Source organism: Amphritea opalescens (assembly GCF_003957515.1).
Taxonomy (GTDB): Bacteria; Pseudomonadota; Gammaproteobacteria; order Pseudomonadales; family Balneatricaceae; genus Amphritea; species Amphritea opalescens.
Window position 1 is genome coordinate 24,689 of sequence record NZ_RQXW01000013.1, and the last position, 17,278, is coordinate 41,966.

The 17,278-nt window shown below is 46.5% G+C and carries 12 protein-coding genes; 5 read left to right on the plus strand and 7 right to left on the minus strand.

The annotated features are described in order from the left end of the window. Positions 1-151: 151 nt before the first annotated feature. Both guaB and guaA read left to right on the plus strand, forming a co-directional pair. Positions 152-1,621 (plus strand): IMP dehydrogenase, encoded by a 1,470-nt coding sequence (gene guaB / locus EH243_RS13645; protein ID WP_126159232.1) that lies wholly within the window; start codon positions 152-154, stop codon positions 1,619-1,621. Between the two features lie 133 nt (positions 1,622-1,754). After that, positions 1,755-3,335, plus strand: a complete 1,581-nt coding sequence (guaA, locus tag EH243_RS13650; RefSeq protein ID WP_126159233.1) for a glutamine-hydrolyzing GMP synthase — start codon at positions 1,755-1,757, stop codon at positions 3,333-3,335. A gap of 901 nt (positions 3,336-4,236) precedes the next feature. On the opposite strand, the gene EH243_RS13655 is transcribed toward guaA, so the two are convergent. From EH243_RS13655 to EH243_RS13670, 4 genes are all read right to left on the minus strand, one after another. Further along, the gene (locus EH243_RS13655; RefSeq protein WP_164549125.1) at positions 4,237-5,418 is read right to left on the minus strand and encodes an MFS transporter; all 1,182 of its coding nucleotides are present in this window, start codon (positions 5,416-5,418) and stop codon (positions 4,237-4,239) included. A gap of 5 nt (positions 5,419-5,423) precedes the next feature. Further along, entirely contained in the window at positions 5,424-6,662 is a 1,239-nt protein-coding gene (locus EH243_RS13660; RefSeq protein ID WP_126159235.1) for an FAD-dependent oxidoreductase, read from the minus strand. 56 nt (positions 6,663-6,718) lie between these two features. Further along, a complete protein-coding gene (locus EH243_RS13665; RefSeq protein WP_126159236.1) occupies positions 6,719-7,162 on the minus strand; it encodes a MarR family winged helix-turn-helix transcriptional regulator in 444 nt (147 codons plus the stop codon). Between the two features lie 274 nt (positions 7,163-7,436). Beyond that, on the minus strand, positions 7,437-8,330 hold the full coding sequence (locus EH243_RS13670; protein WP_126159237.1) for a LysR substrate-binding domain-containing protein: 894 nt from the start codon (positions 8,328-8,330) through the stop codon (positions 7,437-7,439). A 121-nt stretch (positions 8,331-8,451) separates the two neighbouring features. On the opposite strand from EH243_RS13670, the gene EH243_RS13675 reads away from it, so the two are divergent. From EH243_RS13675 to betB, 3 genes are all read left to right on the plus strand, one after another. Further along, the gene (locus tag EH243_RS13675) at positions 8,452-9,606 is read left to right on the plus strand and encodes a TauD/TfdA family dioxygenase (protein WP_126159238.1); all 1,155 of its coding nucleotides are present in this window, start codon (positions 8,452-8,454) and stop codon (positions 9,604-9,606) included. Between the two features lie 192 nt (positions 9,607-9,798). Then, complete coding sequence (locus EH243_RS13680; protein ID WP_126159239.1) at positions 9,799-11,535, plus strand: BCCT family transporter; 1,737 nt, start codon at positions 9,799-9,801, stop codon at positions 11,533-11,535. A gap of 85 nt (positions 11,536-11,620) precedes the next feature. Continuing rightward, a complete protein-coding gene (betB, locus tag EH243_RS13685) occupies positions 11,621-13,078 on the plus strand; it encodes a betaine-aldehyde dehydrogenase (RefSeq protein ID WP_126159240.1) in 1,458 nt (485 codons plus the stop codon). 144 nt (positions 13,079-13,222) lie between these two features. On the opposite strand, the gene EH243_RS13690 is transcribed toward betB, so the two are convergent. The 3 genes from EH243_RS13690 to EH243_RS13700 form a co-directional block, all read right to left on the minus strand. Beyond that, positions 13,223-13,666 carry a MauE/DoxX family redox-associated membrane protein gene (locus EH243_RS13690; protein WP_126159241.1) on the minus strand — a complete coding sequence of 148 codons (444 nt, stop codon included), beginning with the start codon at positions 13,664-13,666 and terminating at the stop codon, positions 13,223-13,225. 476 nt (positions 13,667-14,142) lie between these two features. Continuing rightward, positions 14,143-15,105: a universal stress protein gene (locus EH243_RS13695; RefSeq protein ID WP_126159242.1), complete on the minus strand. Its 963-nt coding sequence runs from the start codon at positions 15,103-15,105 to the stop codon at positions 14,143-14,145. Between the two features lie 9 nt (positions 15,106-15,114). Then, positions 15,115-16,809 (minus strand): cation:proton antiporter, encoded by a 1,695-nt coding sequence (locus EH243_RS13700; RefSeq protein ID WP_126159243.1) that lies wholly within the window; start codon positions 16,807-16,809, stop codon positions 15,115-15,117. Positions 16,810-17,278 lie beyond the last annotated feature (469 nt).

A 17,278-nucleotide genomic window follows, 5' to 3' on the forward strand; every position in this document is an offset into this window, starting at 1 on the left:
CCAACCGAACATCAGTTTGTAATGACTGTTTGGCAGAATTGATAAAATGGATAAAAATGGTTGGGAATGGCTGTATTTTGATTGTCGGACGTGCGACAAAAGGCTATAATCCCGCGTCTTATTTTTTTAGACACTACAGGCAATCTCACTCATGTTGCGAATCGCTGAAGAAGCCCTCACTTTTGATGATGTTCTACTGGTTCCCGGTTACTCCGAGGTTCTGCCTAAAGACGTTTCGTTGACGACACGCCTGACTAAAGGCATCAAGCTGAACGTTCCCCTTGTCTCTGCTGCAATGGATACTGTTACCGAATCTGGCCTAGCGATTGCGATGGCACAGGAAGGTGGCATCGGTATCATTCATAAAAACTTAACGATCGAACAGCAAGCTGCCGAAGTGCGTCGGGTTAAGAAGTATGAAGCCGGTGTTGTTAGTGATCCAGTCACCTGTAGTCCTGATATGACCGTTGGCGAGCTAAATGCACTCTCTGCTCGGCTTGGTTTTTCCGGTTTCCCTGTGATTGATAAAGGTGAGCTAGTCGGTATTGTGACTGGCCGTGATGCCCGTTTCGAAAAGAAACTGGATGCGTCTGTTGCCTCTATCATGACTACTAAAGATCGTTTGGTAACGGTGCTGGAAGGCGCTGATCCAGATGATGTGCGTAACTTACTGCGCAAACATCGCATTGAAAAAATTCTGGTTGTCGACGAGGCCTTTGGCCTACGCGGTATGATGACCGTTAAAGATATGAACAAAGCACTGACCCACCCAAATGCGGCTAAAGATGGCGACGGTTGTTTGATCGTCGGTGCGGCAGTGGGTACGGGTCCAGAGACCGAAGATCGTGTTGATGCCTTGGTTAAAGCCGGTGTGGATGTGATTATCGTTGATACTGCCCACGGTCATTCAAGAGGCGTTATTGATCGTGTTGCTTGGGTGAAGAAAACCTATCCTGACGTTCAGGTGATTGGCGGTAACATCGCCACAGCTGATGCGGCCATTGCACTGGCTGAAGCCGGTGCCGATGGTGTCAAAGTCGGTATTGGCCCAGGTTCTATCTGTACTACTCGTATCGTTGCTGGTGTCGGTGTGCCACAGATTACCGCGGTAGCAAATGTTGCCGAAGCATTGAAAGCCTATGATATTCCTTGTATCGCCGATGGTGGTGTACGCTTCTCCGGCGACCTATCGAAAGCGATCGTGGCGGGCGCATCAGCAGTGATGATCGGTTCTATGTTGGCCGGTACAGATGAAGCGCCGGGTGCTGTTGAGCTGTATCAAGGACGGGCATATAAGTCTTATCGTGGTATGGGTTCGATTGGTGCGATGGCACAGAGCTCTGGCTCTTCTGACCGCTACTTCCAAGACGCTTCGCAAGGTGCTGAGAAATTAGTGCCCGAAGGTATTGAAGGTCGCGTTGCCTGTAAAGGGCCGATGGGTGGTGTTGTGCATCAGCTAATCGGTGGCCTGCGCTCTTCGATGGGTTACACTGGCAGCCCTGATATTTTGGCAATGCGTACTATTCCACAGTTTGTGCGTATCACCAGTGCTGGGATGGCGGAAAGCCACGTACACGATGTCAGCATTACGAAAGAAGCGCCGAACTATCGCGTTGGATAATCCTTTTTACATGACTAAAACAGGTGGGATGGCTTCGGCCCTCCCACTTTTTCTTTTTTAACACGCGGCTAAAACAGCCAATCGCCGAGGTTAACCTGAAGCAGGTACCGGCGATGATTTCGGAGTCATCGAAATGTCACAAGATATTCATGCTCAACGAATTCTGATTCTGGATTTCGGTTCACAATATACTCAATTGATTGCCCGTCGGGTGCGTGAGATTGGAATCTACTGTGAGATCCATCCATGGGATATGGATGACTCTGCGATCCGTGAATATAACGCTAAAGGTATCATTCTGGCCGGAGGCCCTGAATCGGTTACCGAGTTCGGCTCACCCCGTGCCCCTGAAGTGGTATTCGAACTGAATGTGCCACTGTTAGGCATCTGCTACGGTATGCAGACCATGGCTGAGCAGTTGGGCGGCAGTGTGGTTTCTTCTGATCTGCGTGAGTTTGGTTATGCCAAAGTTCGCTTAGAAGATAGCCCTAGCCGTTTGTTAGAAGGGATCGAAGACCAAGTAGCTAATAACGGTTCGCTGTTGTTGGATGTTTGGATGAGCCACGGCGATAAGGTGGGCGATCTGCCGGAAGGCTTTAATGTTATCGCTAGCACCGCCAGTGCACCGGTTGCCGCCATGTGTCATCCGGGTAAAAACTACTACGGTGTTCAGTTCCATCCAGAGGTGACTCACACCAAACAGGGTGGTCGTATTCTGGAACGTTTCGTCCGTGAAATCTGCGAATGTGATGCTCTGTGGAACCCTGCTAACATCATCGCGGATCTCGTTGAAAAAGTTCAGCAACAGGTCGGTGGCCAAAAAGTATTGCTCGGTCTGTCCGGTGGCGTTGACTCCTCCGTGGTGGCGGCACTGTTACATAAGGCGATCGGCGATCAACTGACCTGTGTCTTTGTGGATAACGGCCTACTGCGTAAGAACGAAGGCGATCAGGTGATGGAGATGTTCGCTAGAAACATGGGGGTCAAGGTGATCCGTGTTGATGCGGAAGAGCTGTTCCTCGGACGTTTGAAAGGCGAGAGCGATCCAGAAGCTAAGCGTAAAGTGATTGGCAACACCTTTATCGAAGTCTTTGATGAAGAAGCCACTAAGCTGAAAGAAGTTAACTTCTTAGCGCAGGGCACTATCTACCCGGATGTCATTGAATCGGCGGCTTCTAAAAATGGTAAAGCCCATGTGATTAAATCCCACCATAACGTTGGCGGTCTGCCAGACGATATGAAGATGGATCTGGTTGAACCACTGCGTGAACTGTTTAAAGATGAAGTACGCAAAATCGGCTTAGAACTCGGCCTGCCATACGATATGGTGTATCGTCATCCGTTCCCTGGCCCAGGCTTAGGGGTGCGTATTCTGGGTGAAGTGAAGAAAGAGTATGCGGATATCCTGCGTGAAGCGGATGCGATCTTCCTAGAAGAGCTGCATAAGGCCGACTGGTACCACAAAACTAGCCAATCATTTGCCGTCTTCCTGCCCGTTAAATCGGTAGGAGTTGTGGGTGATGCGCGTCGTTATGAATACGTTATCGCGCTGCGGGCCGTTGAAACCATCGATTTCATGACCGCTCGTTGGGCGCACCTGCCTTATGAACTGCTGGAAACGGTATCCGGCCGAATCATCAACGAGATCGCCCATGTATCACGGGTGACTTACGATGTGAGCTCTAAGCCACCGGCAACCATTGAGTGGGAATAGGCCAAGTTATAAAGCGCTAATTTGGTCTTGATAAAAAATGAGATGCCGGTCAGCCATACTGACCGGCATTTTTTTTGCTCGGCGATGGTGACTCATCCCATGCTGGCACTTGTCAGTCACCGGTTGGAAGTATTATTTGAACTCATCAATATGGATGTAAGTCGGTCTATCGCTCGCTCGTGAAGGGCTATGAGAGCTAAATGTAAGAGACCTAAAGTCGATCGTTTAGCCTGTTGAAAACTGTTCGCCTTTACGTTGATAATGGAGCGTTTCGCAGTATCAAGACTGGATGTTAGGTCGTTATTGAAGTTAATTACTTATCAAGAGTATAAAGAGCGAAAAACAGGTCGTTAACATAAAGACGAATATATAGGCTATGTTAGATGAGGCGTTTTCGCTTGAGCTTCAAAAACAGTCTAAAAAGACCTCTAAGAGACCTTAGCTAGTCGCTCAGGTTTTGATAGGCCATTGAAAATAGACCACGACATGTTGGAGATGAAAAGTGCATAGAACAGAATCTACTCCGCGCTTACTTACAACTGAAGAGAAGCACGAGCTTCGTCATGATATGCAAGCATCCTCAGCTTGGGCGAAAGCTGAACTAAAACGTCGACGAGCGGTAAAAGATCACATAAATTCTGAGAATTGTATAGATGATGCTATGGTTAAATAATGTTTAACTAGCTGCTGTATAAGTATATTTTTTTATTCGAGTGGATTTAAGCGTTTACCATAGTCGATCACTAAAGACCTAAGCCCGCATTGTTGCGGGCTTTTTGGTTTTTATCGCTAGCCATGGCGATAGCGTTTTTAATCGTTACCCACAGCAGATGAATGATAAATTCTCGGTTGAACGCCATTAATTTGAGTATCTAAAAGGCCGTAGGCAGTGAAAGTCTGGCTAATGAGTGCGCTTTACGTAAATCGCTGCACCAAACAGTAGAGGCACTAATATCGCCAAAATAAGTAGCAACTGTATAGCGCTATGGGGTGTGCCTGAATGGGTCCAGTATGCGGCAATAGCCCAAGGGGCAGCGGCGCGAGCGAGTGACATCGGCACCAGCATAATGCCATTGATGGTGCCGTAGTTTTGACGGCTGAGAAGCTCGGGTACAGCCATACCGCGAACGATGGTAAAGATGCCGTTGGCAGCGCCATAAAGAATACATAAACCTGCCAAGGTGAGGCTAGAGGGCGGCGCTTTTAGCAGCAGGATAGCCAGTGGGAATGCGATACCGGCCAGTAAACCTAGGCGCTTTATGGTGATCTCCTCGAATAATAGCAACAGTAGACGTGCACCCACCTGTGCCGGGCCGATAAGGGCGATCGCAAAGACCACCGATTGAGTGTCCGAGGAGAGGGCGATCAGCAGTGGGTAAATATGATAGGTAAAGCCAGAAAAGAGTGCCATATAGGCGCAGAAAGACGCCGTGAGTAGGTAGAATCTAGGGCTGCGTAATATCGGACGGATGACGCTTTCTTCAGGGTTTGATGTCTGCTGTACCGGATAGCGATGGATATCCGCCGGCCAGATGGCCCATTGATAGAGTGGTGCGGCGATGGTGATGTTAATCACTGCTAAGCCCAGTAGCGCATCTCGCCAACCCCAATGATCGAGCATGAATTGTAATAGAGGCACGAATACGGTGCTGGCAAATCCCGCCCAGAGGGTAATGGCGGTGATCGCAGAGCGTGCTTGTTGCGTACCGAGTTGACGCACGGTGACCGCAAAGGCGGGTTCGTAGGATAACGCTGCTTGCAGTACGCCCAATGTGATCACAACGACATACAATGACAAGATAGTGTCTATGCAAGACCAAACTACCAAGGCCGCAGAGGCCGCGATAGTTGCCCCGACCATCAGCTTGCGGCCATGTCCGCGATCAATCATGGTGCCAATCGGATAGGCGGCCAGCGCGGAGGCTACTAAGCCGAGTGTAGCCGCACCATAAATATCGGCACGGCTCCACCCGAGTTCATTGGCCATGGCTTCCGCAATCAAGGGGAAGCTGTAATACAGTGCTCCCCAAGACACTAATTGGCTGAGGCCAAGCGCGGAAATAAATCCGCGCGTGGGAGCCAAGGCGTTCATCCTTGGCAAGTAGACGCGGCAGGTGCGGTGTCTGTCTGTGTGGTAACCGACATATCGCTGGTGCCGAGTGCGGAGACCACCGAGGCGACTTGTTTATAACCCGTCCTCAGTAGAAAAGTCGGCGCACGGCCATAGCTCTTAATACCTAAGATAAAGAGGCCCGGTTCGGGATGGGAAAGCTCAGTCAAACCATGTTCAGGTACCGAGCCGCAGCTATGTAAGTTAGGGTCGATAAGTGGTGCGAGTCGTATTGGGCTTTGGGTCGCAGGGTCTAACGAGGTGCGCAATTCGGCAAGCAGGTTAAGGTTTGGTCTAAAGCCGGTAGCCGCGATGATACGATCGACCGGCGGCAGTGTACGTGAACCACTGTGCACAATCAGTTGGTTATCTTCAGGGTGGATCGCATCGATTTCAAGTTCGCTAAATACCTCGATACGGCCCTGTTCTAGCAGTTCTTGAATACGCACTTCCAGACGTCTTCGTTCTTGAAGCTCATCATTGACCGGTGAACGCACGACATGGGTGGATGAACTCCGTATCCCCCATAGAACGCGCATCTCTTTAGATTCATCAGCGAGAAGGACTAAATCTTGTAGCGCATTGAAGGCGGAATGGCCACCACCAACCACTAACACGGTCTTGTTAGCGTATTCTTCCCGGGCAGCCAGAATATTAGGAACACCGTAGGCGATAGCATCAGCAGCGGCACGTTCGCCCAGTGCTGGAATGCCGTGTGTACCAAGCCAGTTCGGGGTTTGGTAGGTGCCGGATGCATCGATAACAGCCTGTGCGATGACATCACGTTCGCCTTCAGGGCCTGACACTCGTAGAACGAAGGGCGCTTCGGCTCGGCCTTTGGTGCGCAGTAGATCGTGGTTGAGCCGACTAACCGATTCAACCTGAGTATTTAGCTGTAGGTGAGGGGTGATGGCTGGGTGGGATGCCAGTGGCGCGACGTATTGCTCTAAGAGTTCTTTGCCGGTGGGAAATTCATTGGCAACGGGTTCACGCCACCCCTGTTGTTTGAGTAACGCGGCAGAGGTGTCATCGATATTGTAGATCCAAGGTGAAAACATACGCACATGCCCCCAGCGTGCGAGGTTAGCGCCTACTTGGTTGTCGGCTTCAAAGAGTATTGGGGTGTATCCACGTTTGAGTAGATGAGCGACGGCACTGAGTCCTATGGGACCTGCCCCGATCACTGCGACAGGTAGATTAGTCAATTCTATGTGCATCAAACTTCTCCATGATAACTAGTTGGTACTAGCAACTAATAGGTTAAAAAAGTGGGCTAGGAACCCAGTCGGTTACGTGCGGCGATGGTAAGTTGGCGAATCAGTGTGAGTGCGCCATCCACGACTTCTGGGGGAACATCTTTGATCATCGAGGCTTCTTCGCTGATTAGGTCTTGATGAATCGTTTGGTATAAGGCTTCTCCCGAAGGTGTCAGTGACAGTTGAATGGCTCGCTGGTCATCGGGGTCGTGTAACTTGAGTACATACTGTTTGCGCAACAGGGAGTCCACCACGCGACTGGTGGTACTTTTGTCCAGATACATCTCGTCGGCTAATGCTTGTAGTCTCAGAGGGCCGCGTTTTATTAAAGTTTCTAGTGCATAACACTGTGCTACGGATACATCGTGGCAGCAGATGTAATCTCGATCACGGAACTGATGAACACGGATGAGCTGGTTGACGGCTTCATATAACTCTTCGGCGCGCTCTAAGCGGGACATGATGTTAGGCCTTTGATCACTATGTTGTTAGTAACAACTATAATGCGAGGCTTCTTATGGTGCAAGAGCAGGAGTATTGGGATTTAAATGATGGTGAATCAGAGGTGAAAGGTCGCGATTGTATATCGTCGTGTTTTGTTATGGATATTGATGCATCGTTTTTAAAAGAATAGCCTTGATATAGATTATTCTGTTGATTTGGAGCTTACCATTAAATGAAAAAATGGGTTATTTAAAACCGCAAGAGAGGGTGCTAACGCTATTGATTTTCCCATTAGCTATTTAATGCTAGTGCCATCTCTTGCCGTAACCAATCACGGAAAACGATCGCCGATTTCGATAAAGGTTTCCCTTCAGGAAAGGCTAGATAATAATTATCTTCGGTGGCCAAGTTGATATCAAAGGGGGCTTCAATTTTGTGCTCCTGCAAAGATTTCACAAATATATCAGGGTGAGCAAGCATAACACCGAGCCCAGACTCGGCCATCAATGCTGCGGATAATAATGTATCTACACGATGATAAACAATATTTCGCTCATCGACTTCGATGCTTGCCTCTTTAAACCACTGTTGCCAGGAATGATTGACTCCAGTGACTTCTATTAAGGGTAGGGATGTAAGATCTGATGGTGATGATATGAGCTTAACCAGTTTAGGTGAGCAGAACGCCGTGACTTCTGCTTTAAATAAGGGTTCTAAATTTAACCCAAACCACTTTCCATTACCATTCATAATCGATAAATCATGACTGCCTTCAGAAAAATCTCGATCCCAATTTAAATGCAGTAGTTGCAAGCGGATGCCGGGATAGCGGGCGCAAAACTTATATAGATTATGTGATAACCAAAGCGATGAGAATGCGTAATTGACTTTCAAAACTAGACGGCCTTCGCCAACGGGCGAAAATATGTCGGCTGTTTTTTGTTGTAAACTGTTTAAAGTGCTTTGTACAACCGGGTAATAAGCAAGTCCGCTGTTGGTTAGTGTTATCTTTCGATGCCGACGTATAAAAAGTTCATCGCCTAAGTGGTGCTCTAAAAGCTTGATTTGCTGGCTGACCGCCGACTGAGTCATATTTAACTCGCGCGCCGCTGCACTAAAATTAAGCAGACGCGCAGCGGTTTCAAACGTTTTGACCCAATTCATGGGCGGAAGGTTTTGTTTCATGGCTTTGTATTAGCAGTACTTATCAAGATGGCATTAATATGTTGTTTCCATAAAAGATACAACATATCTAGCATGTGTGCATCAACATAGTGTGATTATTTTTTATCTTAAAGGACAGTCCATGACGTTATCTGTGACCCAAAACTTGAATACAACGGGCAAACGAATTGCCTCTATTCAGCAAAATGCACTAAGCCTGTTGGTCGAATGGAGTGATGAAACAGTATCTGAGTTTCATCATATTTGGCTAAGAGACAATTGCCCTACAGCCTTTCACATTGATACCGAGGAACGAGAATTCGATCTGCTCAGTGTGAGTGAAGATATTCACCCCTTATCCGTAGAAGTCAGTGATGATTTTCTACATATTGAATGGTCTGAAGGCGGCCATCGGAGTTGCTTCACACAGTCTTGGTTAATTGAACATAGTTACTCAGGCCTGATCAATGAGCGCCATGTCAGTGCTTATGAAAGTTGGGATTCAGCGTTTGTGAACACAATTTATCATGCGCAATATGAAGCGGTGATGGATGATGACAAAGCTTTGTATCAATGGATGGTTGAGTTAGATAAATCGGGCTTAACGCTCATCGATGGCATGCCAGATTCAACTGAATCGACCGTGTTGTTGGCTTCACGTATTGATTATTTACGACAAACCAATTTTGGTACGACATTTAATGTAGTGTCGGTTGAGTCACCGATTAATCTCGCCTACACCTCGATTGACTTGCCTTTGCACACGGATTTGACGAATCAAGAAACCCCGCCAGGTTATCAGTTTTTGCACTGCCTAGCGAATGATTGTGAGGGGGGAGAGTCTGTCTTTGTCGATGCCTTAAAAGTGGCAGAAGAACTACGTGATGAGTGCCCAGATTATTTCAAACTATTATCGGAACAAGTGATACCGTTTCGCTTTCATGATGAAAGCCATGATATTCGCGAGCATCACAGTGTGATCAACGTTGATCAATTTGGCAATATTATTGAAATTAAGTTTAATGCGCACTTGGCCAGTATTTTTGATCTGCCTGCCTGTGTTATGTATGAATATTACTTAGCGTATAGGAGCTTAATGAAACGGCTGCGTGATGAGCGCTTTAAAATCGAATTAAAACTATCTGCTGGGCAAATGGTGGTTTTTGATAATCGTCGAGTGCTACATGGCAGAAATAAATTTGAAGACAGCAGTGGCCGACGTCATCTGCATGGCTGCTATGTCGACCGTTCAGAATTCAAAAGTCGCTTACGAGTACTAGCCAAAAAATACGCTTAGTGCTCAAAATACTATCAACGAGTCACTCATGCTCAGTTGTTAGTGACTCTTATCAAAATAAACAGGAGCTACATTCTTATCGGACTAACAGACTTTCAACGGCAGACGACATATCAATAAAATAATAAAAGTGAATAATAAAAATGACTTCATATATAACCATATAATAATTATGTGCTAGAGGAAGTATCTATGCTGAATAACGATGAACTAGAATCATTAATTGAAAAACGTGGGGTATTGAAAGGACTTAATTCAACGCTAGGAATTACTTCTATTGGCCTTGTTATTGTATTTGTACTGTATTCAATTCTATTAGGAAAAACAGCGAGTGAGCAGTTTCTCGGTATCAAGAGCTGGATTGAACAAACCTTAGGCTGGTATTACATCGCGGTGATGATGTTAGCGTTTATGATTTGTGGATTTTTACTGTTCTCTAAGGCGGGTGCGATTCGACTCGGACGGGATCATGAACGTCCTGAATTCTCGAACTTTGCTTGGTTTTCGATGCTGTTTGGCTGTGGTACCGGTGCCGGTATGCTGTTTTTCTCCATGTCTGAGCCGATGATTCACTTTGCGAGTGGTTGGAGTGGCGGCAACCCTTTTATGAGTTCTGAAGTGAAAATCGCCGTTAATGAATTCTTCGTCGCGAAACAGGCGGCCTTAAACGCGGGGTTGTTACCCGGCGATGCGGGCTTTCCTGTCCCTAATGGTCTGGTGGCGAATGCCGCTGCCGGCGGTTTGACGTTAACGATTTTTCATTGGGGAACGGTGGCTTGGGCCATGTACGGTATCGTGGGTCTTTCGCTTGCATATTTTGCGTTTCGTAAAGGGCTGCCCTTAGCCATTCGGTCTGCATTATATCCTCTGATTGGTAAACGTATTTATGGCCCAATTGGTCATGCTGCGGATATCCTTGCTGTGCTTGGTACTATCTTTGGTATTTCGACGACGTTGGGTTTGGGTGTCCAGCAAATAGGCGCAGGTTTGGTATCGATTGGATTTATTGAACAAACCAGCCAAACCGTGACGATCTGTTCGATTATGTTTGTGACGGTGATGGCGACAATATCGGCTACCAGTGGCGTTGCCAAAGGTATTAAGATTTTATCGACCGCCAATACCTATATCTGTATTGCGATCTTGGCTTATTTTCTGTTTGCGAGTAATGGCACAAACTACCTGATTGCGAGTACCTTAACCGTGCTAGGCGATTATATTTCTAATGTGATTCCCATGACGTTATGGACTGCACGTAGTCCTGAAGAACGTGTTTGGCAGGGTGGTTGGAGTATTTTTTATTGGGGCTGGTGGATTGCATGGTCTGCCTTCGTTGGGTTGTTTATTGCGCGTATTTCCCGTGGACGCACGGTTCGTGAATTTATCTTAGGGGTGATTATTATTCCATCGGTCGTATCCCTTCTTTGGTTTGGTATTATTGGCTCTGCTGGCATTTACGAGTCTGTTTATGGTGCCGATATGACGATTTATAATGCCGCCGTGCAAAATTGGGATTATGCCGGCACTATTTATGCTGCTTTTGATACGCTGACACCGGGTGTATCGGCGCTGATTGCTAAAGCGTGTGCTTTAGTTGTGGTAATTATCTTTTTTGTCACGTCGGCCGATTCAGGCACTCTAGTTTTGGGGCGTTTATTGTCCTTTGGTCGTCGACCTCCGGTGCAGCAGCGGGTTATTTGGGGCTGTATGTTGGGCTTTGTTACCTTGATTGTTTTATTGATGGGCGGTGATCAAGCGTTAAAAGCATTACAAGCGGCTTCGATTGCCGGAGCACTACCCTTTACGTTTATATTAATAGCGATGATGTGGGGATTGGTTAAATCGTTAAGGGAAGATAGTGAGCATTTAATTGCTGACGAGCAGATCGTTAAGCGAATGATTGAAAAAGAAGTCGCTGACTTATCGTAGCACTGTTCGAAGACGCCGCTGACTTGAGTGTTAGCGGGGTCTTATATGACTATCAATTGAATTAATTTTTATCAAAAGGTTCATCATGGCACATCAACAGCAATATATTCATGGCCGCTACCACGCATCGACGAGTAAAGAGCATTTCGAGACGCTTAACCCCGCAACAGGAGAGGTTATTGCGACGGTTGAGCAAGCCGGTCAAGCCGAATTAGAGGCGGCGATTGCATCAGCCAAAATAGGGCAAAAAGTTTGGGCGCTTATGCCCTCCGTTGAACGAGGCCGTATACTTAAAAAAGCAGCCGACTTGTTACGGGAAAATAATGACGTATTAGCTCGTTTAGAAGTGTTGGATACAGGCAAACCATTACAAGAAGCTAGCTGCGTTGATGTGCAGACCGGCGCGGATGTGATTGAGTATTACGCGGGCTTAGCCGATAAAATTCAAGGGGATTATCAAAACCTTAGTCGTGGTAATTTTTTCTATACATGTCGCGAACCATTAGGTATTTGCGCTGGCATAGGTGCTTGGAACTATCCCATTCAGATTGCGATGTGGAAATCGGGTCCGGCGTTGGCCGCCGGAAATGCTATGATTTTTAAACCGTCAGAAGAAACGCCGTTAACCGCGTTAAAGTTGGCTGAGATTTATACTCAAGCGGGATTACCTGATGGAGTCTTTAATGTGCTTCAAGGCGATGCTCGAGTAGGTAAAATGATGACCGCACACCCTGACATAGACAAAGTCTCGTTTACGGGTGAAGTGGGTACCGGTAAAAAAGTGATGGCCGCCTCGGCGCAATCTTTAAAAGATGTGACGATGGAGTTGGGTGGTAAGTCGCCGATGATTATCTTCCCCGATATGCCCGTCGATCAAGCGATTTCAGCTGCCATGTTGGCAAATTTTTATACCCAAGGTGAAGTGTGCACCAATGGTACTCGGGTTTTTGTTCATGAGGACATCATGGATGCCTTCACCGAAGAGCTGAAAATTCGTACCGAAGCGATGATTATTGGTAACCCTATGAATATAGAGACGCAAGTGGGGGCGTTAATCTCTAAGCAGCACATGAATAAAGTATTGGGTTATATTCAAGCGGCGAAAGATGCGGGTGCAACGTTGTTATGTGGGGGTTATCAAGTGACTGACAATGGTTTGGATAAAGGAGCATTTGTTGCTCCCACCGTTTTCACCAATTGCACGGATGAGATGCCTCAAGTTAGGGATGAGATCTTTGGGCCTGTAATGTCGGTACTGAGCTTTAGCGATGAGGATGAAGTAATTAAGCGTGCCAACAACACTCAGTTTGGTTTAGCGGCAGGCGTCTTTACTAAGGACTTTGCTCGTGCTCATAGGGTGATCGGGCAGATGCAGGCCGGTATCTGTTGGATTAACGCTTGGGGAGCATCGCCTGCGGAAATGCCCGTGGGGGGATATAAAGAATCGGGTATTGGGCGTGAAAACGGTATCGATACGTTATATAACTATACACAGACGAAAAGCGTGTTTGTTGATTTGAGTGATATTGAAAGTCCATATTGAAACGACAGATAGCGGTTTATCCATAACAGAGTTAAGGCTTTATTTGACGAGGTGATAACGAAGGTATGCCAATATCGGAGAAGTGATCGGATGAAAAAATTACCATGAGAGATGGGCTGTCTTCATGGTAATTATCTTGCTGTATTAGCTTTTAGAGGGTGTTAATTTCTGCGGAAAAGTGCACAAAGTATCCCAGTCTCTTAACCAGTAAAGGGCGAGGCAAGCGGCCAGCATGGGCCAAGCGGCAAAAAATAATAGATTATTAAAAGGATCCATATATTTGCTGTAGGCCGAGAAGGTTGAAAGCGTATGAAGCATGAGGATACTCATGTATGTCCAGCGACGCCACAGACCGGCAACAAACGCGAGAATCAGTAATAATTCTACTGCGCCGATGATGTAAGCAAGGTTTTGGGTGAGCCAATCGATACCATAAAATTTGTTCATCATAATGCCCGTGTGGGCAGGGTTGATAAACTTATCGAGAGTCCATACAAGCATGACGACAAAGACGCCTAAACGTAATGCCAGCAAAGAGCGCGATAGTGGCTTTTGCAGAGTTTCAGGAATCGACCCTTGAGAATTCATTAATGATTTGCCTATTTTAAATTATTTATATCAGGATTTTTTGTGTGGATAATATCCTGGTAAATTTTTAACACTTGATAGACTCTGCGGTGAGAATAAAAGTTCCACTGTTTTATTTTTAATATTTAAAAAGTAACGCTGAGGTAACAAATAAAGACTTAGCTTATTGCTGTTTATTATAAGCGGGTCGCGGAAATTGTGCTGGAATACGCCCAGAATATCGCTGTTAGCTATTAATTAAATGATTGTTTTATTTATGGTCAACGGGTAAGCCAAGGCCGGTTTATAGGGTCTTTTTAATATCGACTGAGGCAGTGCTTGCTAAAAGTAATAATATAATCCGGAGTTGTATTTAACTTGTTTGATATTGAAATAGGTCGGGAATTTCAATGCTGAATTTAGAATTTAATGCTTAATTCAATATCAAATATTCCCGATTTTTATAACTGCATGGCCATGGTCGGTTGAGAAACCGCTTAAGAGACCGGAGAGACAAACCCCTTGGGTTTAATCGCTAATATAGAGCAGCGTAATTGAGGCAGCACATTCTCTGCGGTGTTACCAATCACAACTCCTGCAATACCGGTGCGAGCGATAGTGCCCATCACCACTAAATCCGCGTTGAGCTCATTGGCTAACTTGGGTATTTCTCGCCCCGGTGGGCCCTGAGAGATATGGGTTTGGGGGGATAAATACTCGTAGGATTCAGTCCCGATTCTAGATTTTAAGTCATCCATCAATGTTTTGATTTTGTGCTGTTTCTGGCGTCCTTCGGCGGCAAATAATTCATCTTTTACCATATCAGGTTGCTCTGCCCATAAGCTAATAAAGCCTGCTTGGGGAACATCGTAAGCATTAACCACATGCAATGTTGTAAAGTCGGCGAGTGATAAGGAACAAGCAAACTCGAGTATCTCGGTGTTTAGTTCATCGTTCGCAGTATCGGGTGTGTCCGTAAGGTCAACCGCTGCCATAATATGCTTGTATTTTGGATCGGCATCTTTTTTCATCAACCAGACTGGACAAGGGCATTTACGTAATAGATGCATGTCATCACTACCTAACAAGCGATCCAGCCAGTCTATATCGTCGATCTCTTTTATCACGAGGTCGAAATTTTGTGCTTGAACGAGGCGAATAATTTCAATATAGGATTTGCCTGTCTTTTGTTCAGCTTTCGGGCTGAAATCAACCTCGAGCGAGGCGATAAGCGTTTGGAGTTTTTCTTTTTCTCGATGCAGCATTTTAATCGGTAGTGTTTCATCGCTGATACAGCCGTGATCATAGGGATGAATAAATGTGGCAATGTCCGGCAGGATTTGTAATAGCGTTAGGTCAGCTTGATTTGATTTCGCCAGAGCGATAGCCCGCAATAGTGAGACAGAAGACTGATGGGTATGCTCATCAAGCACATAGAGTATGTTATTAAAATGTTTCATAGCCAGCTCCTATGACGGGGGTTGTAAAGATGGGTTATTTAAGCCTTCGAGTAATAACTCAGTCGCTCGGTCGGCGGCATCTTGAAAGGGTTCCAATACCAAATCGACACCGAGTAGTTTTAGCTCTTCTGTATCCACTTTACTGTGTGACACCGTGGCTAATTGGCCAGTAAAACCAGCGGACCGTGTTAACTGAATAATGGTTTTACGGGTGTCCTCAGAAGCAATACCGATATGGTGTTGCGGAATGGTGGAGATCAACCACTGAGTCTGTTTGAGGGGGAGCTCGGTGATAAATTCTGGATCGGTGACATCACCATATTCGGTATCGAGCCCTAGATATCGCCAATGCTTAATCGCGGCGGGATTGAAGTCGAGACCCAAAACGCTGATCCCTTTTTCTTTCAAACGACTCGCGATCTCGGTGCCGAGGCGACCTAGACCAAAAATAACCACTTGATAGGCGTTGCCTGAAGGGAGTTCAGTGGCTTGTTCTCGGGGTGTGCCGGGCCGTTCAAAGATGCCAATAACGGGCTCAAAAAAGGCATAAAGCTGATGGGAATAGGTGATCATGTAAGTCGATGCCGTAATGGTTACGATACCGACGAGAGTTACTAAGCCGAGAATGTCATGTTGAACATGCCCTAAACTGACGCCCATGGTGATAAAAATGAGTGAAAATTCACTGATTTGTGCCACGGTTAAGCCCGCCAGAAACCCTGTTCTTTTACGGTAACCCATGGCTCCCATGATGGCTAAGACGATGAGCGGGTTACCGACCAGTACAAATAGTGAGAATATTGCCGCACCGGACATATGGGCGCCTAACTGCGATAAATCCAAGGTAGCGCCTAAGGCGATAAAGAAAAACAGCAGTAAAAAGTCCCGTAGGGGCGCTAATCTTGCTGCAATGCTTTCTCGGTAGGGTGTTGATGCGAGGGCGACACCGGCGAGTAATCCGCCCACTTCCATTCCGAGGCCGATAATATTACCTATCGCGGCAAATAGGGCGGCTTGAGCGATAGCGTAAATAACCAACAGTTCTGGTGTTTTTGCCAGTTGCTGCGTGAGTGGGTTGGCGATATAGCGGACAAAGATGATGACAAATAGTAGCAATCCCGCCCCTGCGAGTCCTACTTGCCAGATCGCGGTATTAGCATCGCCGCCATGACCAGAACCAATGCCGATGGTCGCTAGGACAATCATGGCGACAACCACCACTAGGTCTTGAACGATTAGAAAACCCAGCGCGATCTTGCCATGTAATGAATCGATCTCACGTTTATCGGAGAGCAGTTTGACGATGATAATGGTTGATGAAAAGGTCAGCGCGACGGCGACATAGAGACTGGTAATGTGATCCAAACCGATGGCCAAGCCGATAAAATAACCAACGATGGAGGTAAAGGCCACTTGGCCAAGCCCGGTCATGATTGAGACTGAGCCAATAGAGCGGATCAGTTTGACATCCAGTTTGATGCCAACGAGAAACAACAAAACCGCGATGCCTAACTCGGAGAGCAGTTGAATCTGTTCTTTCGAGTGAACAATATCCAATACAGATGGGCCAGAGATTAAGCCGACGGCAATAAAACTGACGATGAGTGGCTGCTTGAGAAATAAGCCAATAAACCCCATCGCTGCGGCTAGCACCAGCAAGGCGGCAATTTCAGTAAAAGACGATTGTGTAATCAACTCGATCAAGTGGTGCTCCTTATGGTTTACCTATAATCCATTATTGTTTGACGAATCATTGCCTCTTAAGAGCAACTGCATGACATCGTGGATGGTGGTTAACGTTGATAGTTGTTAAAAAAGATCCTCGTGCTAATTTTCACTGTATTTATATTTATCTCAGGGATCGAGTCGAGCTTTTTATCTTTTACGCGACCAGATTAGCATTATACGCTTGAATCCGAGTTGACCCTGAGCAAGGGTTTGAGTCTGTTATGGGAGATAACATTGAGGCAAGACGCTGAATAAATCGCGCGTTACGGCGACCTCATATCATTATGACCTGCGAAGGGGGAAAAGATTCCCGATGTTGGCGCTTGGAATGAGAAGCACTACTGGCCAATATTAGGGTTACTAAGGTCGAGAAGTTAAGAGCCCCAGTTCTCTTACTCACCTATTTAACCTATTCAATAGCTCTTCCGGTGTCGTCCTTTTTTTT

What these genes read in the sequence shown, in the direction of transcription:
- guaB (WP_126159232.1), top strand. Translation starts at nt 152, where the DNA reads ATGTTGCGAATCGCTGAAGAAGCCCTCACTTTTGATGATGTTCTACTG.
- guaA (WP_126159233.1), top strand. Translation starts at nt 1,755, where the DNA reads ATGTCACAAGATATTCATGCTCAACGAATTCTGATTCTGGATTTCGGT.
- EH243_RS13660 (WP_126159235.1), bottom strand. Translation starts at nt 6,662, where the DNA reads ATGCACATAGAATTGACTAATCTACCTGTCGCAGTGATCGGGGCAGGT.
- EH243_RS13665 (WP_126159236.1), bottom strand. Translation starts at nt 7,162, where the DNA reads ATGTCCCGCTTAGAGCGCGCCGAAGAGTTATATGAAGCCGTCAACCAG.
- EH243_RS13670 (WP_126159237.1), bottom strand. Translation starts at nt 8,330, where the DNA reads ATGAAACAAAACCTTCCGCCCATGAATTGGGTCAAAACGTTTGAAACC.
- EH243_RS13675 (WP_126159238.1), top strand. Translation starts at nt 8,452, where the DNA reads ATGACGTTATCTGTGACCCAAAACTTGAATACAACGGGCAAACGAATT.
- EH243_RS13680 (WP_126159239.1), top strand. Translation starts at nt 9,799, where the DNA reads ATGCTGAATAACGATGAACTAGAATCATTAATTGAAAAACGTGGGGTA.
- betB (WP_126159240.1), top strand. Translation starts at nt 11,621, where the DNA reads ATGGCACATCAACAGCAATATATTCATGGCCGCTACCACGCATCGACG.
- EH243_RS13690 (WP_126159241.1), bottom strand. Translation starts at nt 13,666, where the DNA reads ATGAATTCTCAAGGGTCGATTCCTGAAACTCTGCAAAAGCCACTATCG.
- EH243_RS13695 (WP_126159242.1), bottom strand. Translation starts at nt 15,105, where the DNA reads ATGAAACATTTTAATAACATACTCTATGTGCTTGATGAGCATACCCAT.